This is a genomic window from Arcanobacterium hippocoleae, assembly GCF_040360365.1.
Classification (GTDB): domain Bacteria; phylum Actinomycetota; class Actinomycetes; order Actinomycetales; family Actinomycetaceae; genus Arcanobacterium_A; species Arcanobacterium_A hippocoleae_A.
In genome coordinates this window covers 1,093,289-1,116,752 of sequence record NZ_CP136412.1, presented here as the reverse complement: position 1 = coordinate 1,116,752, position 23,464 = coordinate 1,093,289, and the positions used below count along the sequence as shown (strand labels likewise).

Annotated in this window: 24 protein-coding genes, 1 pseudogene and 1 riboswitch; of the genes and pseudogenes, 18 read left to right on the top strand and 7 right to left on the bottom strand. The window is 48.7% G+C overall.

Going from position 1 to position 23,464, the window contains the following annotated elements:
- Positions 1 to 46 precede the first annotated feature (46 nt).
- The 8 genes and pseudogenes from RQN30_RS05810 to RQN30_RS05775 all read left to right on the top strand — a co-directional run bounded on the left by RQN30_RS05810 (position 47) and on the right by RQN30_RS05775 (position 6,124).
- Positions 47 to 819 (top strand): annotated as a pseudogene (locus tag RQN30_RS05810) (Na+/H+ antiporter subunit E).
- A gap of 1 nt (position 820) precedes the next feature.
- A complete protein-coding gene (locus tag RQN30_RS05805; RefSeq protein ID WP_353061650.1) occupies positions 821 to 1,276 on the top strand; it encodes an MrpF/PhaF family protein in 456 nt (151 codons plus the stop codon).
- Positions 1,273 to 1,809 carry a monovalent cation/H(+) antiporter subunit G gene (gene mnhG / locus RQN30_RS05800; protein WP_353061649.1) on the top strand — a complete coding sequence of 179 codons (537 nt, stop codon included), beginning with the start codon at positions 1,273 to 1,275 and terminating at the stop codon, positions 1,807 to 1,809. The genes RQN30_RS05805 and mnhG overlap by 4 nt, the downstream gene beginning before the upstream one ends.
- Positions 1,810 to 1,909: 100 nt before the next feature.
- On the top strand, positions 1,910 to 2,158 hold the full coding sequence (locus RQN30_RS05795) for a DUF4235 domain-containing protein (RefSeq protein WP_353061648.1): 249 nt from the start codon (positions 1,910 to 1,912) through the stop codon (positions 2,156 to 2,158).
- A 65-nt stretch (positions 2,159 to 2,223) separates the two neighbouring features.
- Positions 2,224 to 2,324, top strand: a riboswitch (TPP riboswitch).
- Between the two features lie 154 nt (positions 2,325 to 2,478).
- Positions 2,479 to 3,576 (top strand): thiamine ABC transporter substrate-binding protein, encoded by a 1,098-nt coding sequence (locus RQN30_RS05790; protein WP_353061647.1) that lies wholly within the window; start codon positions 2,479 to 2,481, stop codon positions 3,574 to 3,576.
- A 163-nt stretch (positions 3,577 to 3,739) separates the two neighbouring features.
- Positions 3,740 to 5,185: an ABC transporter permease subunit gene (locus RQN30_RS05785; protein ID WP_353061782.1), complete on the top strand. Its 1,446-nt coding sequence runs from the start codon at positions 3,740 to 3,742 to the stop codon at positions 5,183 to 5,185.
- Entirely contained in the window at positions 5,095 to 5,436 is a 342-nt protein-coding gene (locus RQN30_RS05780; protein WP_353061646.1) for an ABC transporter permease subunit, read from the top strand. Before RQN30_RS05785 ends, RQN30_RS05780 begins: the two co-directional genes overlap by 91 nt.
- 1 nt (position 5,437) lies before the next feature.
- Complete coding sequence (locus RQN30_RS05775; RefSeq protein WP_353061645.1) at positions 5,438 to 6,124, top strand: ABC transporter ATP-binding protein; 687 nt, start codon at positions 5,438 to 5,440, stop codon at positions 6,122 to 6,124.
- Positions 6,125 to 6,316: 192 nt separating this feature from the next.
- Here RQN30_RS05775 and RQN30_RS05770 read toward each other — a convergent pair whose 3' ends face one another.
- From RQN30_RS05770 to RQN30_RS05750, 5 genes are all read right to left on the bottom strand, one after another.
- Positions 6,317 to 6,625 (bottom strand): type II toxin-antitoxin system death-on-curing family toxin, encoded by a 309-nt coding sequence (locus tag RQN30_RS05770; protein ID WP_353061644.1) that lies wholly within the window; start codon positions 6,623 to 6,625, stop codon positions 6,317 to 6,319.
- Positions 6,626 to 6,706: 81 nt separating this feature from the next.
- Positions 6,707 to 6,853, bottom strand: coding sequence for a hypothetical protein (locus RQN30_RS05765; RefSeq protein ID WP_353061643.1), 147 nt, complete (start codon positions 6,851 to 6,853; stop codon positions 6,707 to 6,709).
- A 603-nt stretch (positions 6,854 to 7,456) separates the two neighbouring features.
- Complete coding sequence (locus RQN30_RS05760) at positions 7,457 to 7,648, bottom strand: DUF4143 domain-containing protein (protein WP_353061642.1); 192 nt, start codon at positions 7,646 to 7,648, stop codon at positions 7,457 to 7,459.
- Positions 7,645 to 8,241: a DUF8612 domain-containing protein gene (locus RQN30_RS05755; RefSeq protein WP_491608707.1), complete on the bottom strand. Its 597-nt coding sequence runs from the start codon at positions 8,239 to 8,241 to the stop codon at positions 7,645 to 7,647. The genes RQN30_RS05760 and RQN30_RS05755 overlap by 4 nt, the downstream gene beginning before the upstream one ends.
- Positions 8,241 to 8,759 (bottom strand): AAA family ATPase, encoded by a 519-nt coding sequence (locus RQN30_RS05750; RefSeq protein ID WP_353061640.1) that lies wholly within the window; start codon positions 8,757 to 8,759, stop codon positions 8,241 to 8,243. Before RQN30_RS05750 ends, RQN30_RS05755 begins: the two co-directional genes overlap by 1 nt.
- A 246-nt stretch (positions 8,760 to 9,005) precedes the next feature.
- On the opposite strand from RQN30_RS05750, the gene RQN30_RS05745 reads away from it, so the two are divergent.
- Positions 9,006 to 9,611: a GNAT family N-acetyltransferase gene (locus tag RQN30_RS05745; protein ID WP_353061639.1), complete on the top strand. Its 606-nt coding sequence runs from the start codon at positions 9,006 to 9,008 to the stop codon at positions 9,609 to 9,611.
- A 172-nt stretch (positions 9,612 to 9,783) separates the two neighbouring features.
- On the opposite strand, the gene RQN30_RS05740 is transcribed toward RQN30_RS05745, so the two are convergent.
- Positions 9,784 to 11,106: a DUF4921 family protein gene (locus RQN30_RS05740; RefSeq protein ID WP_353061638.1), complete on the bottom strand. Its 1,323-nt coding sequence runs from the start codon at positions 11,104 to 11,106 to the stop codon at positions 9,784 to 9,786.
- 410 nt (positions 11,107 to 11,516) lie between these two features.
- Between RQN30_RS05740 and RQN30_RS05735 the strand changes: the two genes are divergently transcribed.
- The 8 genes from RQN30_RS05735 to RQN30_RS05700 all read left to right on the top strand — a co-directional run bounded on the left by RQN30_RS05735 (position 11,517) and on the right by RQN30_RS05700 (position 20,617).
- Positions 11,517 to 12,893 (top strand): MFS transporter, encoded by a 1,377-nt coding sequence (locus RQN30_RS05735; RefSeq protein WP_353061637.1) that lies wholly within the window; start codon positions 11,517 to 11,519, stop codon positions 12,891 to 12,893.
- Positions 12,894 to 13,043: 150 nt separating this feature from the next.
- The gene (locus tag RQN30_RS05730; protein WP_309956536.1) at positions 13,044 to 13,478 is read left to right on the top strand and encodes a cupin domain-containing protein; all 435 of its coding nucleotides are present in this window, start codon (positions 13,044 to 13,046) and stop codon (positions 13,476 to 13,478) included.
- 577 nt (positions 13,479 to 14,055) lie between these two features.
- The gene (locus tag RQN30_RS05725) at positions 14,056 to 15,522 is read left to right on the top strand and encodes a sugar porter family MFS transporter (RefSeq protein ID WP_491608717.1); all 1,467 of its coding nucleotides are present in this window, start codon (positions 14,056 to 14,058) and stop codon (positions 15,520 to 15,522) included.
- 18 nt (positions 15,523 to 15,540) lie between these two features.
- Positions 15,541 to 17,082 carry a sulfatase family protein gene (locus RQN30_RS05720; RefSeq protein WP_353061635.1) on the top strand — a complete coding sequence of 514 codons (1,542 nt, stop codon included), beginning with the start codon at positions 15,541 to 15,543 and terminating at the stop codon, positions 17,080 to 17,082.
- Positions 17,083 to 17,194: 112 nt separating this feature from the next.
- The gene (locus RQN30_RS05715) at positions 17,195 to 18,340 is read left to right on the top strand and encodes an ROK family protein (RefSeq protein WP_353061634.1); all 1,146 of its coding nucleotides are present in this window, start codon (positions 17,195 to 17,197) and stop codon (positions 18,338 to 18,340) included.
- A gap of 237 nt (positions 18,341 to 18,577) precedes the next feature.
- On the top strand, positions 18,578 to 19,573 hold the full coding sequence (locus tag RQN30_RS05710; protein WP_353061633.1) for a radical SAM/SPASM domain-containing protein: 996 nt from the start codon (positions 18,578 to 18,580) through the stop codon (positions 19,571 to 19,573).
- 209 nt (positions 19,574 to 19,782) lie between these two features.
- Positions 19,783 to 20,298, top strand: coding sequence for a sulfite exporter TauE/SafE family protein (locus RQN30_RS05705; protein WP_353061632.1), 516 nt, complete (start codon positions 19,783 to 19,785; stop codon positions 20,296 to 20,298).
- A 40-nt stretch (positions 20,299 to 20,338) separates the two neighbouring features.
- Complete coding sequence (locus RQN30_RS05700) at positions 20,339 to 20,617, top strand: TSUP family transporter (RefSeq protein WP_353061631.1); 279 nt, start codon at positions 20,339 to 20,341, stop codon at positions 20,615 to 20,617.
- Between the two features lie 475 nt (positions 20,618 to 21,092).
- Here RQN30_RS05700 and RQN30_RS05695 read toward each other — a convergent pair whose 3' ends face one another.
- Positions 21,093 to 22,049 (bottom strand): ROK family glucokinase, encoded by a 957-nt coding sequence (locus RQN30_RS05695; RefSeq protein ID WP_353061630.1) that lies wholly within the window; start codon positions 22,047 to 22,049, stop codon positions 21,093 to 21,095.
- A 455-nt stretch (positions 22,050 to 22,504) separates the two neighbouring features.
- Between RQN30_RS05695 and RQN30_RS05690 the strand changes: the two genes are divergently transcribed.
- The gene (locus tag RQN30_RS05690; RefSeq protein ID WP_353061629.1) at positions 22,505 to 23,434 is read left to right on the top strand and encodes a thioester-forming surface-anchored protein; all 930 of its coding nucleotides are present in this window, start codon (positions 22,505 to 22,507) and stop codon (positions 23,432 to 23,434) included.
- Positions 23,435 to 23,464 lie beyond the last annotated feature (30 nt).

The following is a 23,464-nucleotide window of genomic DNA, read 5'->3' as shown; positions in this document are numbered from 1 at the left end:
AATTGCCATTGCGACCCGCCGGCCGGGCCGTTTTCCGCACGCATCAATGGGTGCAATTATCTGGCTTACGATTGTGTGGGTTTTGCTTTGGGGAGATCCAAGTACCGCAAATTTTGTTTCCGGGTTTCTGCTTGCGCTATTTATTACGACGGTAGCGCCATTTCCGGCAACCCCGTTTGACGGACGGTTCCGGCCGCTTGGGGTGCTGCGGCTGTTAGTGATTTTTTCGTCGATATTGTGCGGGCATCAATTTTGCAGGCGAGCTTTATTCTGCGCGGAAAGAAACCAAACGGGGCGATTATTCGGGTGCAGCTGCGTTCGCATTCTGACTTTTATTTAGCGACGGTTTCTGGAATGACTGGTCTTGTTCCAGGTTCCGTCGTAGTGGATGTGCATAACGCAACCGGTACGCTGTATGTACACGTTTTTGATACTGGTCTTGCCGGAGGGATTGCCGGAGTGTACAAGACTGTGCTTGAACAGGAAGAGCGGGTGCTGCGTGCTTTTGCCTCGCACGATGAGTTGGTGGATGCCGGGTATGTTCCCGGTTCGCATCCGAGTGCCGGCCGGCTTCCAACCCCGTATGCTCCAGATACTGGGTCTTCTTCTGTGCAGGATTCAGTGCAGTTATCCGCTGCTTTCAACGGTCAGGCACCGTCGTTTTCGCAGATTGCCGGGAATGAATTGCAAGGAAAATTTGCGGGAAAGCGTGATGCGCACAGTGAACCGGATAAAAAATGTGCCCGTGATATCGGCAGTGAGTCTGAGGACGGCAGCGGGATGAAAGCGCCGCACGCCGGCAGCGGTAAGGGGAAGTGAGATGGTTTTAGAATATCCAATCTTTGGATGCGCGGCGATATTGTTTATCTCGGCATTGATGATCGTGTACCGCACTGCAAAAGGGCCGACCGTGTTGGACCGAATGGTTAGTGTGGATATGTTTACTTCGATTTTGATTGGCGGTTTTGCTTTGCTTGCTGCTGCCGCCAGGCGTGCGGATTTGCTGCCGGTATTTGTGGTGCTTGCAATTATCGGATTCATTGGTTCTACTGCATTAGCGCGTTTTTCGGTGCCGCTGGCGCCGGCGGTGCGGAAAGCAATATCGGATGCGGCAGCGGGTCATGCAGCGGGCCGTGCAGCAGACGATACGGCAGACCGGAAAGTTCAGGACGAAAAAGATGCTGATAACGCTATGCTGCAGAAAATTTCCGACCAGAATCCGATGCCGGCAGCGAATCAGAATCCGAATTGGGACGAATCTGGAGGTAAACAGTGATATTTGCAGCTATTAGCTGGACAGCCGCTGCCGATATACTCGGTGTTTTCTGTTTAGTGCTCGGATCCGGATTCATCTTCATCTCCGCAATTGGAATGCTCCGTTATCAGGATTTACTTTCACGCCAGCATGTTGCCACAAAACCGCAGGTGTTTTCAGTGATAATGTTCCTGCTGGGGGTGATTTTGCTGGTGCGTGAATCAGCTGTCACCTGGACGCTGCTGATTGTGATTGTTTTTCAGCTTGTTTCATCGCCGATTTCCGCACATATGCTCTCCCGCGCCGGATACCGCACCGGCAGGGTGCTTGCCGGAGAGCTTGTGGTTGACGAACTTGGCGTGGATTTGCGTACCGGTACAGATCGGCATCACCGCGGAATAACACCGCAAGCGCAGCCGAATCGAAATAATTCGGCTGCGGCTTCCGAGATATCTGCTGTGCAGAAAGATTTATTTCAAACTGAATTGCAAGAAGTGCAGACTTTTGCGAAAAGTGACGAATTCTCAAGCAAACCGTCGGAGCGCGGAACATAAAACTATGCGGTTTCAAAGTGCGATTTATCTTTAACAGTGGCAATCGTGTGTTTGAACTAGGATAATTAGGCTGGTAGGCCGGATTAACTTTGGAGGAAAAATGAATCTGCTTTGGAAGCTCGTTAGCATTGGTGTGAGTGCAGGTGCTGGTTTTGCAGCGCAGAAAGGTGTTGAAGTTTTCTGGGAAAAAGTGCTGCAGAATCAAAAACCGAAAGGTGATGAAAGCGATGAAGAATTACCGGCACTGCAGATTGCAGCGTTTGCTGCGGTAACTGCCGGAGTTAATTCGGTAGTAACTGCGTTGATTGACCGCAAGCTGAAAGCAAAATACCGGAAAGAAAAGAAGTAAAACTATTTAACAGCCCACTAAGCAGCGTTCTTGCCAATGTTTGCTTCGCGGGTTCGTTATACTTGACTTGACCACAGGGGAGCGCCGGAAGGCGCTGAGAGTGCGAAAGCAGACCCTCGAACCTGATCCGGTTAGTACCGGCGAAGGGAGTTGCGTTCTCTCCGCTTTGCTTGATTCCAGGGCAAAAGCGCATTCGAACCGTTTTCGTTCATGGATCGAATGCTGAGGTGAGTTTCTGTTGAGTGTTAGCAGATTTACTTTCGGCTGTTCAGCCGGAGCTGTTAACGAACTCTTTGCAGAATAAAAACTTCTCTTAAACTGTGAAATCATCCAAAGTCCCCTCCAGACAATTTGTTGGGAGGAAAAATGAAACTAATCAAAAAATCGATGGCAGTGCTTGCCGCTGCAGCACTGTTCACATCGGCAGGATGCTCGTTAGCAGACCAGAAAGCAAAAGATACCGCAAAGGGCGGCGATGCGGGCGCAGTGCAAAAACCGTCACGATTTTAACCCACGATTCTTTCGCACTGGATCAGGCAGATATTGCCGCATTCGAGAAAGAAAGCGGTTATCAGCTGAAAACTATTTCCGCTGGCGACGGAACAGTAATTAACCAGCTGCGGTTGAAGAAAGATGCGCCTGTTGTTGACGGATTTTACGGTATCGACAATTTCACCGTCTCAGAAGTAATCAAAGAAGATCTTGCTGCAAAGCTGGAAACACCTGTTGAACCGGCTTCGCTAATGGTTGACGGCAAACTTGTGGCGATTGATCAAGGTGACGTTTGCCTAAACGTCGATAAAACTTGGTTTGCACAGAAGGGGATTGCGGCTCCAGCAAGCTTCGATGACCTGTTGAAACCAGAATATAAAGACCTGACCGTGCTCACGGATCCGGTCGCATCAACTCCCAGGCTTGCCTTCTTCGTCGGCACAATCGCAAAATATGGTGAGAATGGCTGGAAGGAATATTGGCAGAAGCTGCTTGCTAATGGTGTAAAAATTTCTGCTGGCTGGTCGGATGCGTATTACACAGACTTCTCCGGTTCGGAAGGGAAAGGACCATACCCAATCGTGCTCTCCTATGCTTCCTCGCCTGCAGAATCCAAAGGTGCGACCGCTTCCGTCGACAATACTTGTGTGGAGCAGCTCGAATATGCTGGTGTGGTAAAAAATGCGGAAAATCCGGAGGGCGCGCGGGCGTTCATCGACTTCCTGCTCTCCGAGAAAGTACAGGCTTCGCTCCCAACGCAAATGTATGTATATCCAGTGAAAGCTGATGTATCGCTGCCGGAAGATTGGGCGAAATATGCCAAGCGCGCCGCGAATCCAATCAAGGTGGATGCACAGAAAGTTGCGAAGAATCGGGAAACTTGGCTGAACGAGTTTACTGCACTGTATCAGGCTGCTGGAAAGTAAAAACAGCGCTTTTACACCGCCCCTCCGTCAGGAAACTAAAAAACAGCGGCATGCCCTGAAAGCAGTTGCGGCGGAAACAAAATCGGCGGATGAAATGGCGGAGGGGGATACGGACGCCGAAGTTGCGGATTGAAGTTGCGTATCGAAAGAAAGCACAGTGAATATGAAGCAAATGCGTTGGATTATCTGGGGAATCGCGGCGGCGCTCCCGCTTGCTTTCCTGATATTTTTCTTCGCTTTTCCGGTAGGGGCAATGCTGGCACGCGGGTTTTTCGGATCACCGGAAGCTGCCGGAAACGGTGTCGGGATTTCCGGTACGGGAGCAGCAGGCACGAATTTCTTTGGCGGTCTGTATGCACTTCTGGCCCAAGGTCATACGCGGCAAATTATCTGGCAGACGATTTGGATGGCGCTCGCCGGCACAATACTTTCAGTATTTTTCGGTATCCCGGGCGCTTATGCGCTGTATCGGCTTGATTTCCCAGGCAGACGTCTTATCCGCGGGATTATCACAGTTCCTTTTGTGCTGCCGACGGTGGTGGCGGGTATTGCTTTCACTGCTGTTTTCCGCGGCCCGTTTGCTTTTCTCAAGCTGGAAAACTCGGTGTGGGCCGTCGTTCTGGCAATGCTTTTCTTTAATTTTTCCGTAATTGTGCGCACGCTTGGAAACGTATGGCAAGGGATTGATGAACGGATGAGTCAGGCGGCACGAACACTCGGAGCGCCGCCTTTTCGTGCTTTTATCACGGTGACACTCCCGCAGCTTGGGCCGGCAGCTGCCGCCGGAGCAGGACTTGTGTTTCTTTACTGTTCGACGGCGTACGGGATTGTGACCACGCTCGGAAATCCTGGCTATGGGACGCTCGAAACTGAGATTTACCGTCAGACCGCAATTTTCTTTAATCTGGATAAAGCAGCGATGCTTTCAGTGGTGCAATTTGTGATTGTCGCGATTTCGTTGGTGTTTTCTAACCATTTACGGGTGCGTACTGAGACGGCGCTGAAAATTAAGGCGCGTTCATATCGGCGGGTGCAGGGAGCAGATTGGTGGGCTTTGGGAATCACGCTCAGCATGGCAGCTTTTATTTTATTGCCGCTAGTTACCCTTCTGATTCGTTCACTTCAGGCAGACGGAAAGTGGAGCATACGTAACTACCTGCTGTTAAGTGAACCGGGGGCGGGTTTTGCTGGCGGAACTAGCGTGTGGGAAGCACTCAATCATTCAGTGAAAATTGCTGGTGACGCTACGCTGATCACATTTTTTATCGGTGTGCCTTTGGCATTAGTGCTTTCGCGCCGAGTGCACGGATCTTTAGCATGGGCACAGCAGCTGCTTGATGGATTTGTACTGCTCCCGCTGGGGGTCTCGACGGTAACGGTTGGCTTCGGTTTTCTGATTGCTTTCGGCGGCAGCACGATTGGCAATTCACCATTACTTGTGCCGCTTGCGCAGGCAGTTGCTGCGGTGCCGGTTTTCTCCGTTTCCTGGTGCCGGGTTTGCGGGCGATTGATCCGCGAATGCGTGAGGCTGCCCGGACTCTCGGCGCAACTCCGTGGCAGGTGCTGCGGACGATTGATCTGCCCTATTTGCTGCGCGGGCTTGGTTTAGCGCTTGGCTTTGCTTTCGCGATTTCGCTCGGCGAGTTTGGCGCAACATCGTTTTTGGCAAACCCAGATTATCTTACGCTGCCCGTCGTGATCGTAAAGCTCCTTTCGCGGCCGGGTGCGGATAATTATGGTATGGCATTGGCAGGAGCAGTGATCCTTGCTTTGGCGACGGGAATAGTTATGATGTTGGCAGAGTTCCTTGGTTCACGCGGAAGTACGGAATCTTGTGTGCGGCAGCAGGAAAATCAGTGAAATGGATGAAATGGGTAAAATGATGGATCGGCACGGAGCAGAGCTGGTATTTGATCGTGTCTGCGTGACTTATCCGAACGGATTTACTGCGGTAAAAGATGCGGATTTGCAGGTTTTCGGCGGTGAGATCGCGGCACTGCTCGGAGCTTCCGGCTCGGGAAAGTCTACATTGCTGCGTGCCGTCGCCGGGCTTGAACGTGTGAGCGCTGGGAGGATTCTTATCGACGGGTGCGATATGGCGCGTATCCCAACGCATTTGCGGAATGTGGGGATGGTGTTTCAAGATGGGCAGCTTTTTCCGCATCGAAATGTTTTCCAGAATGTGGCTTACGGACTTGAGATGGCTGGTTTGAAACGCGCCGAAATCAAGAGGCAAGTGACGGGACTGCTGCAGCTTGTGGGGATGGGTGAATATGCTGCCCGCAGTGTGACGACGCTTTCCGGCGGGCAGGCGCAGCGAATTGCTTTAGCCCGCACACTTGCAGCTAAGCCGAAGATTATTCTTTTCGACGAGCCGCTTTCTGCACTCGATAAAGATTTTCGTGCCGGGCTGGGGAAGCAACTGCGGAAGATTTTGAAAGATACCGGTACTACCGCACTTTTTGTTACTCATGATCGTGAAGAAGCTAAGTTGGTAGCTGATCGGATTGTGATGATGCAAGAGATTCAAAAGCGTGTGTCGCCGTAAATCGTAAATAAAGTGCATATTGCTGCAAATAAAGCGTGTGCTGCCGCAAAGAATGCTGCACGCACTTACAGTTGATTCGGCTGATTGAAAGTAGGCAGCGCATCCTGCTGAAAGCAGTTCGTATATCCGCGATCGGATGAATCCATTCGTCGGCATCTGGTGCGAATCTGAAAGTGCAGGGACTGTCAGATGTTATTGAAGAAAATTCTTATCAATCATGTGCGCTTCAATCCATGACGCTAAACTTTGCTGGCTTTCTTTTCCAGATGCAATATCTAAATATAGCTTTACTAATTCCTCGTCGCGATATGAAAGCTCTACTCCATTTACCGATAAAAATACAAGCATGGCGTGGGCTCCAATGCGCTTATTTCCATCAACAAACGGGTGATTGGCTGAAAGTGAATAACCTAAACATGCTGCTTTTTCAATTAAGGTTGGATATAAATCCACACCTCCGAAAGTTTGAAATGGCGCATTTATGGCTGCGTCTAGCAGCATAAATCTCTCAGTTGAGCACTTCCCCAAAATACGAGATTAAAGCTTTGTGCAGCGCGAGAACGTCTTCCCTTGTAAGAACTTTCATTTTGCAAGCTCGTTATATACCTTGGCGTTGCGGGTAATAATTCGCTCAGAAATCTCATTTAGTTCAGCTCTGGACACATTCTCAATCTCGGAATCATTTGCTAAAACCGCAACATCGAAAGGTAAGCCCCGCGCATTAAGCACTGCCGCAGAAACACGTTTACTGCGCTCGACATATCTAGCCCTAGCTTTGAAAAAGTTGGGTTGCCTGAATTTTCACATCTGCATCAATCCGAATTTGAGTTGGTACGGTAGCCATTTGACATCCCTCACTTAAATATTTACATTGCCTGCAATATAGTTTACAACGTAAATCATTTCGGTTTATTATTTTACCTGTTGATTGCGCGGCACAGAGCATGAGATGGTTTTCATTGGCGACGGCGGGCTGTGCATCTAGCTTCCCGTAATCCGTTCTTGATTGGGGTTTGAGCATTCAGATTTAGTCGGTGTTTGCTAAGCTGGCGGATGTTTCTTGGTTCGTTAGTCTGACGGATGTAGCCATGCAGCCCGAACAAAAATGTGCAGCGCCTTTTTGTTTGGGTCTAGTTTAGCTGGTTCCAAGTGGTGTTTTTGCATAGCGGTCAGGCTTGATCTATGCAAAAACACCGCTTTCCACCCGATCAAACATCAGCTTTATTGCCCCAACACAAATAAAACGTGCAGCGCCGATTTATGCTAGATAATTCCATATTCCGCGGCATATTATTACCGCTTTGCGCTACTCTTTCAGCTTTATAGATTCGTTTACAAACACATCGCCATATAGAGCGGCAGATAAGTGACGCCGTTTTCAAAATGCAGATCCTTGGTGTAAAGCACATAGCAGTTTGGGATTTTCATTTGGTATTTTGCGATAAACGAGTCTAAAGATTTGTGTGTTTTGTATGCTGAAGATTTCACTTCGATTGGGCAAATGCGTTTTCCTTGTAAAATCACGAAATCAATTTCGTATGAGTTTTCCTTATCTTTTCCTCCGGTTGGTATTTGAATTCGTGAAAATGCAGCTTATGCCCGTTTGCCGTAAGCATCTGCGCCGCCATGTTTTCATAAATCATGCTCAGATTCGCTCCTGAGGAACCGAAAATTAAAGCTTTATAGAGCGAAGCGTCAAATTTAGGTGATATCTGAGAAATGAGCAGACCGGTGTCTGCCATAAACATTTTAAACGTAGATTGCTGAGCATACAGTTCCATCATTACATCGGGAACCGTCACCTGCGTGCAAAGATTTACAATCATCGATTCTGCTAAAAAGTCGAGTGAATCAAGCAGACGGCGGTAGCGCATACCTTGCCCTAGCAGCGCATATCTAAACTGCCGTTTTTTCGAACTAAGCTGTTCGGGAAGCGTTTTAAATATCGCCTCCACTCGTCCTTTTTCTTCTACGTCAAAACGATGCAGGTCTTCTTCATAGAGATTGAGAATGGACCGTTTGATAAAGTCTATTTCTTCGTAGTCTTTGCCGTTTACATACGCTTCCACGGCTTGCGGCATTCCGCCCACTACAATGTAGGTACGCAGGGTCTTCATTATTTTTCGATGAATTGCTTCGCCGACGGGTGATTTTTAGAAAAAGCTGTGTGAATTGCTGATGCTGTAACACTGTCGCCTAAGGCCCATAAAAATTCTTCAAAATCCATCGGATACATTACGATTTTATATTCCTCGGAGGGGATTAGAATATCGCGAATATTCTTCTTGATGGAAATAAGGGAACCAGTTTCGATGTAGTGGTAGCGTTCGTCTTTTACAAGCGCTTTTATCGCTTGGCGCGCGAGCGGAAAAAGCTGTACTTCATCGAAAATAATGACGGCATCCCCTGCGGGTAAAGATTTTCCTTTCAGAAGGAAAAGCAGCCGAAAAAATTCGTCGAGATTATTGAGATTCGCGCGAAAGTTTTCACGAATCTCTGGGCCTTCCGAAGCGAAATCTATCAGCAGATAGTCTGCATAATTTTTTGCGCAAAAGCTTCGGCTACAGTGCTTTTTCCGATTCGGCGTGCGCCTTCCAGGAAGGCTGCTGTGTTTCCGTTCGAGAGACGCTTCCATTTAACTAGTTGGTCGTATGCTTTACGTTTGAATATAGACTGCATCCGAAAACCTTTCCGTAACAGGCTGAATGACGCAAATTGAAAAATGTTTTCCAATTTCAGCACCTCTTCACTGTAAAAGCGCCCGAGAGCAAGGTGCTGCGGCGCGCGCGTATTTTCGAAAACTTTTGTAATAAATAGCGAAAAATGAGAGGATGAAAAATCTTAAAATGCGCAATTATGAAACGTGAGGAAGTAGGCTGCAGTGGGAATTAAATTAGCTGTACCAACTGAGCATTATGCTCAGCAAGTGATGGATTATAAAGCGCAAATGCTTGCGAACGGGGATAGTCTTGCCGGCTGCGCTGGCCTGGAACGGTGCGAAACTTTTGCGCAGTGGGTCAGGTTTGCAGAACGCGGGCGCGCTGCTTATGGCGATGGTTACGTGCCGCAAAAAGTATTTCTTGGCGTGGCTGAAGATACCGATGAGCTTGTTGGAATGATTGATTTACGGCTCGAACTTAGCGAGTTTTTGCTCAATTTCGGTGGGAATATTGGCTATAGTGTGCTTCCTTCACAGCGCCGCAAAGGGTATGCGAAAGAAATGCTGGCGCAGGTATTGCAAATTGCGAAACAAGAAGGTCTGGAAAAAGTCCTTATTACCTGCAATAAAACTAACGACGGATCGCGCAGAACGATTCTTGCGAACGGCGGAGTACTCGAAAATGAGGTACTCGATACCGTCGGAATATTGGCGGACGAAAAAGACGGCTCCGGCACAGAATGTGCGGAACAAAAGGGCGTGCAGCAGAAAGCGCAGCTGAAATTGCGGAAAACTTCGAAGATCAGGCTGGGAAGAAAACTAAAGTAATCCAACGCTATTGGATTAGCTTAAAATAATCTTTCACCGCAGCTCGCTGCAGTTCGTCCTGATTCGCTGGAATCTGCTGTAGTTCACCTAGGTTCGCGATAATCCGCCAGCTTGCTGCCGATTACTTTCGATTACTTTCATCTGCGGCAAGCTCGCCTTAGTTCGCCTGCATTCACTGCAGGAATGGGTTGTATTTTAGCGAGTTTACCTTGCATGAACATTCGGTGGCGATATTGATATTTTGAGCAATCTTTCCTTCTGCGCGCAGTTCCAGCAGGCGCGGCACCACGCGGTCGCGTAATGCCCACGGGTCGATTGTGTTTACATAAATCTTTGTGCCGCCCTCAAATCCGGCAAGTGTAGATACACGCCACTTGATCAGCACTTTCCAGGGCATTGCTACATCTGCATCGATTGGCTTGCAATACCATTCTTCGTTTGTCGGAACCAGTGTGCCGGTGGCGGCATGCATTGCATGAATTAGATCAGACATTGCGTGCAGCTCCTCTGGCGTGTGCTCCCACGGCTGGCAATGCGGGGAACGCGACCAAATCTCAAGCGTTGGATAGCGATGCCCAAAACCGGCAATTGCGACGGCGTGCTGATTCTCGGCAATTACGAGATTGTGATATCCGGCATAATCTACGCCTGCTTCGTTGAACAGGTTTGGATTTTTCCGTGCTTTCTCCACTTCCAGCTGTGCATTTACCGGCCGCTGGTCAATCGAAACCAGCTGTTTATGCAAATGGTCGAATGAAGCGCCGGCTGGTTTCAGCCAGTTTTGGAATACTTGCACATATTTCACGTAACGGTTCTTCTGATACAAATCTTGCATTGTGTCTACCGTTAAACGGATATACCATTCATGCTCTTGCGGAGTGAGTGTTCCGGCTGAAGCGAGCTGTGAATCGTCGGTGGCGCCGTCGACGAAATGGCGGCGTGCCACAATTAAATCGTGCCCGGACCCGAAAAGACTTTGCGCGTACTGAAACTTTTCAAATTCTGGAAGTTCATCCCATTCTGTATCGGAAAAAGTACCGCGCAGCTTTGCGCGCAGTACACTGAAAATATGCGCTTTCCCGGCAGGGTCGGCGAGGTAAGAATCCATCCGCTGCTGTGTTTCGTGCGGAAGTCGGAAGTCGTAGTTTTTCTCCCAATATTCGAAAGAAACAATTTCGAATAAATTTGGAATTCGCCGAAATTCCCATTCCCGTGTAAGCATGTCTACGCCGGTAGAACGGTAGATTACGGCGTCGTCGCGTTTTTTCACGAGTCTTGATTTTTCGGGCGGGGTTTCCAGGACCCGTTGAGTGCAGAAAGCGCAAGTATTGCCAGACATCTCGTGGTCAATAGGCTGCGGATCTGGGAGTTTCATCGCAAATGGGCGATTTGCTCGCCCGGGTACCGTCCAGACTTCGGTATCCGAAAACGGATTCACCTGTTTAATTGTGCCGTCGGCCATTTTCGTGAGCGGCGGATGAAAAGAACTATTCATGGCTCAAGCATATCGTGCTATCTCTGAAAATTTCGTGTATTTTTACCGAAAGTGCTATTTATGTGAATTGTGCGAATTATGTGAATTATGCGGGTTATTCCGGAAATGTAAAAGGAGTGTGGAGTTTGCCGTGAGAACAACTTGCCGGCAGGCAATCTGCAGGAGATTCTTGCCGGGAGATATCTTGCCGAGAGATATCTTACCGGCGGAGAACCTGTATTTTTTGGAGATGAAGCGGAAAGTATATGTGAATTAATATGTTAAGCCGCCCGATTTAGATACTGAATCAATTAGATGAGATTATTAGGAGCGAAGGTCTGGGGCGAAAGTTTAAAAAGCCGACAGTTTAAAAAGCCGAAAGATTAAAAGTTTAAAGATCAAAAGATCAAAATAGGATTAATTCGAAAACGATGGCGATAATGAAAGCAGGTCAAGCGCGCGTGGTAAAAATAAGAACTGGTCAGAAAGAACATGCTGCAGTACCGCTTCCGAAAGAAATCTGGGTGCTTGTAGCTGCGTCTGTTTCCATTGCGCTCGGTTATGGTATTGTCGCGCCGGTACTTCCGCAATTTGCAAAAAGTTTTGATGTTACGAACTTTGCTGCGACGCTTGTCGTTTCGGTGTTCGCGTTTATGCGTCTTGCATTTGCCCCCGCTGCCGGGTTGTTTTCAAATCGTTTCAATGAGCGCAGTATCTATTTGCTTGGAATTATGATTGTTGCGCTCTCGTCGTTCATTTCGGCTTTTGCTGCCAGCTACTGGCAATTGTTGCTTTACCGCGGACTCGGCGGAATCGGATCGGTAATGTTTTCCGTCTCGGCAATGTCATTAATTTTCCAATGGGCGCCGGAGGGTGCGCGCGGGCGGGCTTCAGCCGCTTATGGTTCAGGATTTTTGATTGGGAATATCGCTGGTCCTGCCGTCGGCGCAGTGCTTGCGCCGTTAGGATACCGTCCGCCGTTCGTGATTTATGCTGTTTTTCTGGCTATCGCTGCCCTGATTGTGATCGTAATGATTCCAAGTGAGAACAAGCATCGGCTGCATTTACTGCGTCGTGTGCGAAATCGGCATGGGGTGAAAAACTATTTGGCATCATCCGATTCGTCGGAAACATCGCAGGTGCCGGAGTTATCGGATTCGCTGAAAATAAATAGCGCCGACGGCAGGACCGTGAAAACAGCCGATCCGAATTCGCTGCCGGCGCGGCAGGAAATAATCACGGTAAAGGAAGCTTGGGCAATCGGGCGTTTTAAAGTCATTTTGCTTACCGCATTTGCGCAAGGTTGGACGAATATGGGAGTACGGCTTTCGGTTGTGCCGTTGTTTGCAGCAACGATTGCGGGCGCTCCGGTTTGGCTTGCGGGCGGTCTGCTCACTGCTTTTGCTGCCGGGAATGCGTTTTCGCTTCTCACTTCCGGACGGTGGTCGGATATCTATGGCCGGCGCCGGCTAGTGGTTATCGGGCTGCTGCTTTCGGGAATTTTTACGATTTTCATGGGTGAAGTGGCGAATGTGTGGATTCTGATTGGAATTAGTGCAGTTGCAGGTTATGGCGCGGGTTTGATTCAACCCTCACAGCAGGGCGCGCTCGCGGATATTGTCGGAAAAAGAAATGGCGGATCCGTTGTTTCGTTATTCCAGCAGGCGGCAGATTTTGGTTCAATTCTTGGTCCGGTAGCGGCGGGACTAATTGTAGATGTTGCCGGTTTTTCCTTCGCATACTTAATTTCAGGCGGAGTGCTGATTGCCGTCGCTCTTGGATGGATATTTTTCACACATGGAAGATAACGGCAGCTGCAAACTGTTGGGGTGAACTTTCATTTTTCGGGTGAGATTTCATTTCTAGCAAAAGTTAACGTGAAAATTTTAATTTCGCGCGATAATAAAAATGTAATGATTCCAAATAAACGCCAAGCTTGGCGTCGTTAGGAGAACGATATGGCAGAGTACGCACATCAATATGATGACAAAGGAAAGCAGCCGTGGGTTGTCGATATTGAGAAAGAAACCGTCGATAATGATACTTTCCGCACTACGATGTGGACTGGTGAAAAGCTGCAGCTTACTGTGATGAGCATTCCGGTTGGCGGTGATATCGGCTTGGAAGTGCATCACGGAATCGATCAATTCCTGCGGATTGAAGCCGGTAAGGGCTTGTGCCAGATGGGGCCGGCTGAGGATGATTTGAATTTCGAAAAGGAAGTTCATGACGACGACGCAATCTTCGTTCCTGCTGATATGTGGCATAACGTAACCAATACTGGCGACGAACCTTTGAAGCTCTACACGATTTATGCTCACCCGGATCATGTGGCTGGTACTGTGCATCAAACACAGGCGGATGCAGAAGCTGATCCAAACGAAGAGGACTAAGAGGTCCTAAGGATAAGAAGAATCCGCAGAAAGCTGATTTGAATGCGGTAAATAGCGAAATAATTACTGCCGGATAGTTAGCTGTATCTCAACTGCGTATAAAGCAGAGGTGAAATAGATGCTCGTCTCCCGCGAATAGCGAGGGGCGGGCATTTATTATTGCGTTTTAACCGGTTCGGCAAATTTTTCTTTGTGCCCCGAGTATCGGCTCGCGTAAGTGGCGGCGAAATAGCTTTAATTACTTTCACGGACAAATCCGGAAGCAAACCCGGAAGCGAGCTCGGAAGCAAACCCGGAAGCAAACCTGGAAGCGAACCTGGGTAAAGCCGGGTAAACCCAAATAAACTCGAAAACAAATCAAGTGTGCCGCAGTTCACAAAAACAGTTTTGCCCGTCCCTGCGGTCAAAAACCCCTCCATGATTAGATGTTGATTTATTAGAACAATACGCATTTATTCCTATTAAACATGTTCAACATGCGGATTTTTGAATCCATCTTCCAGCCTGACTAAACACCCGGATTTTTTGAATCCGCCGCTCAGGCTGCCCCAGTTTAAACAGCCTAATCTAACGGAGGATTAAATTGACTGCACAAACAAATGCGCAGCGCACGGCAATAAAAGAAAAAGCGCATAAGTATGCTACCCGTCTTGCACTCATCGCAACTCTCGGTCCATTGTTTTATGGTTTCGAAGGGATGGTCTTGAACGGTGCAATTGGTGCCGTCGGAAAAACTTTCGAACTGGGCGCTTTTGCACAAGGCGTTGCCGGTTCGGCAGGGATTATCGGCGCAATTATCGGTGCATTCGCTGCAGGGCGGATTTCCGATAAAATCGGCCGCCGCACCACAATGATGTGGGTCGGTCCATTCTTAATGTTCGAAGCAATCTTCGGCGTTATTTCACCGCTTTTCGGGCAAAATGGCGGATACCTTTTCTTGCTCTTCTGCCGGATCGTGGGCGGTATCGGATTTGGTGCGGCAACCACCGTCGCCCCTGGTTATATTGCCGAAATTGCTCCAGCTGCAATTCGCGGGCGGTTAATCGCATTCCGCCAGCTTGCAATCATTGTCGGCTTAACCTCGTCTGCAGTAATTAACGCGGTAATCGTCAGCATTTCGGGCGGCGCTGGAAAAGAGCTTGCTTTCGGAATTATGACCTGGCAGTGGATGTTCCTCTTCCTGATGATCCCAGCACTGTGCTTTATCATTTTTACCGCGACGATTCCAGAATCTCCGCGCTACCTGGTAAGCGTTGGAAAAGATCGTGAAGCAGCGCAAGTTCTGGAAAAAGTTACTGGTGAAGAGCATACCGTGATTGCGGATACGATTAATTCGATTCGCGCTTCAATCGGCGAGGTCGGGATGAAAGGTTGGAGCGTCGGGAAGATTCTCGCTTCGAACTGGCGTCCGCTCGTCCTGGTCGGCGTCGCAATTGCAGCATTCCAGCAGCTCACTGGAACAAATGGAATTTTCTTCTACTCGACAATGATTTTCGAATCTGTCGGTTATGACGAGTCAACGGCGCTCTATCAGACGCTCTTCCTGGGCGCATTCAAGATTGTCGGTGTGACTGCAGGTATTTTGCTTGTTGATCGAGTTGGCCGCAAACGAATGCTGATGGTTGGCGGAGCATTGATTTTCATTGCGCTTGGCGTTATTGCTTCGGTATTCACTTTCGCTCCAACAAACGCCGACGGGCATACGGATATTACTTCAGTACCGTTCCTTGGCTACCTCGTAATTGCTGGCTTCTGCCTGTTCCTTCTCGGCTTCACATCTTCGTGGGGGCCAATTTTCTCGGTTTTGATGGGTGAAATGTTCCCGCAAAAGATTCGCGGCGGCGCAATGAGTTTGGTTTCGGGTGCAGATTTCGTGGTGAACTTGATTGTGGTACTTTCTTTCCCATACATGGTGGCTTGGTCGCCGGCTGGTGTTTACTGGATTTTCTTCGCTTTCGGCGTTTTGGCAGTGATTTTCACCGGCAAGTATCTGCACGAAACTTCAGGCGTAGAGCTTGAAGACATGGATAAATTAACAAAGTAAACGAAACGGAATGAAGAAATGACATCGCAAACTGGTATGAAAACACCTTTGCAGCGCGATATTCCAGATAATGTCCGGAACGTGCTGGTAATTATGACGGATCAGCATCGGGTGGATACGATTGGCTGCCTCGGAAATCCGCACGCACAAACACCTGTGCTTGATAATTTTGGAAACAACGGCTTTGCTTTCACGCAAGCTTTCACTCCGACGGCAATCTGTACTCCGGCCCGCGCTTCGCTGCTTACCGGGAAACTTCCGCGGAAGCATCAAGTTTTGGCAAATCCAGAATGGAATATCGCATACAATACCGACATTCCGTTAGATTCGTGGACCTATACGCAAGAGCTGCGCGATCACGGTTATAACGTGGGGATCGTCGGCAAGTATCATTGCGGGCATAATCTGCCGGATAAGTTCGGGATGGATGATGACTCTTTCTGGGGTGCAGAGAATCCGGTAGCGAATGAACGCTATGTGGCGTGGCTGGAGGAAAATGGTTTGCCGCCGGTGAAAGCTCACGATTTCTGGCGCGGAAAATTGCCGGGGAATCGCGACGGGCATATTATTGCCGCTCGTCTTGACCAGCCGGAAGAAGCTACGTTTGAACGTTTTATCGCAGATACGGCAATTGCGCGGATGCGGAAATATGCCAGTGAATGGAAAAACGACGGCAAACCGTTCTCGCTTGATGTTCATTTCTATGGACCGCACCTGCCGTATTTCTTGCCGGATGAATGGTTCGATTTGATTGATCCTGATTCTGTAACGCTTCCGGAAAACTTTGGCGATACGCTGATTGGGAAACCGCAGATTCAGCAAAATTATGCTACTTATTGGTCGACATCGTCGTTTACGAATGAGCAGTGGAAAAAGCTGATTGCAGTCTATTGGGGCTACGTGGCAATGATTGATTACGAGATTGGGCGAATCATGGATGTGGCGCGTGAACTTGGAATCCTTGACGATACGGCAGTGTTCTTCTGTGCCGATCACGGTGAATTTACTGGATCGCATCGGATGAACGATAAAGGCCCGGCAATGTATGACGATATCTATAACGTGCCGTTTATTGCGCATATTCCAGGTGTTTCAGCCGTCGGCCAATCAGATGCGTTCGTTTCGCTAATTGATTTGCCGGCAACCGTGCTCGATATTGCGGGGCTTGATCCGGCTTTGGTTGAAGATGGACGGTCGATTGTGGATCTGACCCGCGGCGAGACAGTGCCGGGTTGGCGTGAGGATATTGTCTGTGAATTCCATGGCCATCACTTCCCGCTGCAGCAGCGGATGCTGCGCACCCGTGAATTTAAGCTTGTTGTTTCTCCGGAATCAATTAATGAACTTTACGATTTGCGGTATGACAAGGCGGAGATGAATAACGTTTATGAAGCTCCGGCTTATCGTGAGATTCGCAGCGAGCTGGCAACGAATCTTTACAAGCAGCTGCGTGCGCGCGGCGACCATTCATTTGCAAAGTGGATGGCGGCAATGACGGATTTTGATGTCCCGTTGGTGAATACCGCGCGTTCTGATCTTGACGAAGTTCTCGGTTCTTAATCAAGAGCTGTGATATTTGAAGATGTCACAGCTCTTGATTGGAGTTCTTTGTTTCAGAAATAATAAAGAGTTTCGTAGATGTGAAGAAACTTCGAGAGGAGATTGGGCGGCGGTGCAGGCGCAAATAAACCAATTCGGCAATACACTGCAAGATTTGATTGCATTGGCGCTTGGTGAAAGAAGCTATACTCGCGCACAGCTGACGCGAAAGCTTGGTGTCTCGCGCCCCGTCCTTTCTCGTGCTCTCGATCCGATGATTCACGACGGATTTGTTTTGAGTGAGGTTTCTGCGCGTGAAGGCGGCGCTGGCAGGCCGGTGCAGTATTTGAGTCTTGTTGATGGTGCAGCATATATCGTCGGGTTGAGTATTGGGCGGAATGAGGCTGCTGGGGTACTGATTAATCGTGCTGGTCAGCAGCTGTTTGCAACAAGTTTTGAGTATTTGGCATACCGCGGTTGGGAAAAGCCGCTGCGAAAGTTGCTTTCACTGCTGATGCGCGGAATAGCTGAAAACTCGATTGATACGAAAACGATTGCCGGTACCGGGGTAGCTTTGCCGATGTCTGCTTTTCGCGATAGTGATGCGGCAAAAGCTGCGGCGATGGTGCGTGAAGAGTGGTCGGGCGGATGCGTGTATGACAATATTGTGGCGATGGCGGCTCTGGCGCATTTGCATTCACCGGCGGGAAGTTTAGCGGCTTCGCCGCAGATGTATGTGCGGCTTTCCGGCGGAGTCGGCAGCTGTTTTATGTGGAGTTCTCCGGTGGAAAATATTCCGCAAGTGGTTGCGGGAGAGTTCGGGCATGTTTCGATACCGGGTATTGCGCAGAAGTGTCACTGCGGAAATATTGGATGTCTTGAATTGGCGGCTTCCTATGCGGCGCTCTGCAATGGAGCGGAAGTGGAATCTTTAGCTGATTTCCGGCAGAAATTAGATTCTGGAGATCCGCAGACGGCTGATGTGCTGAATCGCGGGGCAGCTGCGCTTGGTTTTGCCTGTGCGCAAGTTGCAATGGCGGCACATCCGTCGCATATTTATCTTGGCGGTGAAGTCGTGGCGGAATTACCGCAGATTGTTTCGCTTACGCAAGCGCAAATGCGCCGGAATTTTAGTCCGGCGATTCAGTGGGAAGTGCCGATTAGTTCTATCCCGATGGATGGTGCTGCTTGTGCGTGGGGTGCGGTTTGCGCGGTGAAAACTTCCGTCGCGGCTTTACAGATAAAAAACGAGAGTATCGCGACGGTGATGAGGTTATGAAGCGAATTCCGCTTTCTGTGGTTACAAAACCGACTGGTGCTGCATGTAATCTTGACTGTTCGTATTGTTTTTTCTCTCGAAAGAGCTGCTTTACAATGCGAAGCAGCAAAAAATGAGCACAGCGACTTTACGTGTGTATATTCAAGAATTTTTGGCAGCCCATCCTGATGGGCCGGTTACGCTGCTTTGGCAAGGCGGTGAACCAACGTTACGCGGTTTGGATTTTTTCGCTGCGCTGTGGACTATGCAAAGCAGTTTGCGCGTCCCGAGCAGCAGGTTTCGCATGCAATTCAGACTAATGGCACTTTAATTAATGCTGAGTGGGCTGAGTTTTTTCGAGAGAATGATTTTCTGGTCGGGATTTCAATGGATGGGCCGGCGAATATTCACGATTCATATCGGGTAAATCGAGCTGGCCGCGGCACGCACAAACAAGTACTGCGCGGATGGGAAATTCTCCAATCCGCTGGTGTGGAAACGAATATTCTCTGTACGGTACATGCGGCAAATCAAGACCATCCCCGCGAAGTGTACGAATATTTCCGTGACGTGCTTGGCGCACGATTCTTGCAGTTCATTCCAATTGTTGAACGTGTAGAACGGAAAGATTTAGCGAAAGCTGAAGCCGGCTGGGGGCACGGTGCACAGTTAATGTATCAGCAGCATGGTGACGCGGTAACTTCGCGGAGTGTGAATCCGCTCCGGTATGGAAAGTTTTTACGTGAAATCTTTGATATTTGGGTGAAATGCGATGTGGGCACGGTATTTGTGCAGGATTTTGATGCGGCGCTGGCGGCAGTGTTCGGCACGTATTCGGTTTGTGTTCATGCGCCCGGCTGTGGAAATAATTTCGCGATGGAGTTCAATGGCGATGTTTATGCCTGCGATCATTGGGTGGAGCCGGAGTGGAAGCTTGGGAATGTATATCGCAGCGGGTTTGCAGAGCTTGCTGCAGGGCAAAAAATGCAGACATTTCAGAAAAAGAAACTGCAGCAAATAGCTGAAAAGTGCCGTTCGTGCGACGTATTGCGGTTCTGCTGGGGAGGGTGCCCGAAAGATCGTTTTGTTGGCGGAAGTTTTCGGGAAGGTAATGCGGAAAATTATCTCTGCGCCGGATATCAGGATTTTTATCGGCATATCCGCGCTGATGTGCTGCGGATGGCGCGTTTAGTGGCAGCTGGGCGTGAGGCGAGTGAAATTATGAAGATGAAACCGTATCAGGAATCTGATTAACGAAATTTAGTTTGCGGTGTATCGAATTGTGAGGGTGCAGTAGTTTCTGCGTTATTGTGTGTTGTGAGAGTGCGGTAGTTTCTGTGCTGCCGGGTTTTGGGGTGTGAATCCGGCGTTCCGTCGGGTTTGAGATTTGGTTTTTGTGTTTGTTCCCGCGCAGATGGAGATGCGGAGTTTCGCGCGGGCGGGTGTGAGGAGTTGCGTTAAAAATGTTTGGAAACATCGCGATTGCGCTGGCTGTGGGGCTTTTTGTGGGTGTCATCGTCGGGATGCTCGGTGCTGGCGGCGGGATTCTTTCGGTACCGATTTTGGTCTATGTTTTGGGGCAAGACCCGCATGCGGCGGCGGCAGGTTCGCTTGTAATCGTTGGTTTAACAGCTTTGGTTTCACTTTTTGCACAGTACCGTCGGGTTCATTTTCGCGACGGGATTGTTTTTGGAACGCTTTCGATTCTCGGTGCGTGGGGCGGTTCGCGCTTAAATCTTCTTGTTGATCCGGATTTGTTGATGTATTCCTTTGGGATTTTGTTGCTTTGTGTTTCGGCGGCGATGTTTCATAAGGCGGTGCGGCAGTTGCAGAAAGAGCGGGGAGCGGAAGCGGAAGCGGCGGCGGATTCGGCGGGCGCAGCGAGTGCTGCGGATTCGAGAGAATCAAGGGATTCGGAAAGCGCATTGCGCACTGGAGATTTTTCCCGAATTTTTGTTTTGATTTTTGTGCTTCGCTAACCGGGCTGTTGACTGGATTTTTGGAGTTGGCGGCGGGTTTGTGGTGGTGCCAATGCTGCTTTTGGCGTTGCGGATGCCGATGCGGGAAGCTTCGGCGACCTCACTTTTAATTATGGTGATTACTTCGGCTACTGGTTTGCTTTCCCGAATTGGTTCTGATTTAGCAGTTGATTGGGGGATTGTCTTGATTTTTGCGGCGGCTTCAATGCTTGGAGGTTTGCTTGGCGGGCCGGTTTCACGGAAAGCAAAGAACTCGACATTGACGTTTATTTTTGCGGTGTTATTGATTTTTGTTGCGGTTTTTCTTTACTTAGCGTAGCGCTGCAGTAATTTAGATATCTTTAGTGAGCGAAGTGCCGGTTTAGTCAGTGCCAGTGCAGCTTCCTTGTGTGCGTGGGGCGTCCCCAAAAATCAGGGTAATGGAACCCTTGCAGCAGCTTCCTTGTGTGTGGGGGCTTGCGAATTTTCGAAAGTACAAGTGTGCTTTGGGTGCGCAGATGAACTTTGCGGTTGAAAAATTTAATTCGCAATTTTTGTGCGAGAATTTAGGAAAAATACTGAACTGAAAATAGGTATTTTTGTCTTGTTTGTCGAGTTTTCAGATCTAAATTTTTTGAAAACATTCACAGCTGATTACCAAAAAGCAAAATTTGCGTAACTGGTGGCGAAATGCTTGCGGGTTACGTAAGTGGTGGCATAATCCCCGCAAGCACACGTAACTGGCGCTGAGCTTATTCTGCCTGCCGAGCTTATTTTGTCCGCACGCTTTATTAAGCGCAGCGGCGGATTCTCTTTTAAGCTGTGTATTCCGTCTCGAATGCGATATTTGCCGCTCCGATTAGTCCAGCCAGATTGCCGAGTTTTGCAAGGTGAATTTCTGGCAGCGGGCGCAGGCTGCGGGCTGTTACGCGCGTTTCGAAAGCTTCACGGACTGGCTTTAAGAGGAAGTCGCCGGAATTACACACTCCTCCAGAAATCACAAACATTTCCGGATCGAGTGCTGCTGCGAGGTTCGCCATTCCTTGCCCGAGATATTTGCCAACTTCGGCGAAGCAATCGGATGCGGCACTATCACCAGCGGCAACCGCTTGATCGATAATTTTGCCGTCAATCGCATCAATATCGCCTGCTACCAGCTCAAGGAGTTTTGCTGCCGTCGCCGGAGATTTTTCTGCGCGCTCCTTAGCGAGCCGGACTAAAGCGGTGCCGGATGAATACATTTCCCAGCAGCCATATTCCCCGCACGGGCAGAGCGGTCCGTCTGGAACGAGACTCATATGCCCGATTTCGGCTGCGAAACCGTGCGAACCGCGGATCAGTTTGCCGTCGAGAATAATTCCGCCGCCAATACCGGTGCCAACAGTTACAATCACGACGGAGCTGCACTCTTTTGCTGCTCCGAATTTGAATTCGCCCCAGGCGGCTACGTTTGCATCATTTTCCAAGACGACGGGAAGGCCGGTCTTTTCAGCAACTTTTGCAGCTACTGGTTCGTTGCGCCAGTTTACATTCGGGGCAAAAATGACTTCGGAACGGTCGCTATTAATAAAGCCGGGAGCGCCGATGCCGACGGCTGTGACGTGATAACGAGTTTTCAGGTCATTTATGATTTTGATTGCTGCATCAATTGATGCTTGCGAATCTTGAGCCGGTGTTGGAATCTTTACCATTTCAAGAATTTCGCCGTTTTCATCTACCACACCGCCGGCAATTTTTGTTCCGCCAACGTCAATACCAATACTGAGAGCCATAGATATATTTTTGCATGAATTGCTCGTATTTTACAGGGCTTAAGGCTTTTTGTTCAATATTTGGAAGCTAATATTTTCGGAATGTTTTGATTCGCAATTTAAGTGATATTGCTATTTTTATTGAGTTGCTAAATTTTTCTGATTATCATTATCTCTTATACTGCTGGGGGATATTAGGGGCGTAGCTGTTTCTAAAGGCGATTTTCCGGCATAACTAAAGAAACTGAGTGTACTGATGGTGCCGAATTATGCGTCGGCAAAGGCGTTGGCGCTGGAAGTGATTCGCTCGGTGACTTTCGTTCGTGATGAGAAATGTACTAAAGGATAGTAGACGTGAAAGAGAAATTAAAGAAGCCGCTGGTATTGGTTTTAGCCGTTTTCACAATGCTTTCGACGGTTTCTTTCGGGGCAAATGCGGCGTATGGTGCTGGTGAAAAGTATTTAGGGTGGTCAGAGTGGCAGGGAGCTATTCTGCTGCGTTCTATCTCGGCCAAGAAGGCACTAAAGAACGGTATATTGCTTATTGTTATAACAAAAAGCGGGAAGCGCCGGCAAGAAAAGTTGATGACACGATTTACTATGAGAAAACTCAGGGGACTGCTGCCGAGTACGGAAAATCTTTGTCTAAGCCGATTGATGATAAAGCGAAGCAAGATCAGCTTATTAAAGATTTAAGGAGAGTCTTGTATCACGGGTATCCGAATGATGCAAGTAAACTTTCAAATCAGTTTGATGGAAAAGACTTTGTAAAAGACGTCCAAAAAGATGGTTTTTTCCGGGAAGTCACCCAGTGGGTAGTGTGGCACTACACCGATCAGTTTAATCCGGAAGATTATTATGAGAAAGAATTTGCATTAGCCGATCAGGATGCGAAAAAGGCTAATGAGCTTAAAGTTGCCGTTTATAAAAAGCTAATCGAAAATACTCTGCAACAGCCTGGCAACGAATTCGGTATGGACTTATTTACCACTACGCAAACCGCAAAAGAGTCCGGGAACCAGTACCAAAATATCTTGGTAACGAAAGTAAATCATCCAGCTCCTGAACCGCCGAAAGACCAATTCGGTCGAGAAGATCCGATTTACATTACCAAGGTCGGAGTGGAAAACGGAAAAATTGAGCCGAATGCTTTGACTGGCGCTGAGCTGAAAATTTTTGCCGGTGAAGGAATAAGCGGATCTCCTTTGTCTGTAGATTTATCTATGTATCCGGAGACTCCTTTGGCATTTGCGGGTGCAATGTTTGATCTCGGGAAATATGGTAAGAGATTTGGGGATGTGTTTACTCTTGTAGAATCTGAAGCTCCAAACGGATATAAAAAGACGGATCCCATTGTATTTACCGTCGCTGGTGAAGATAAGCTTAACGGGGAAAGTGGATTCTAATTAAGCAAAAAGACGGGAGTTGGGAGAAAC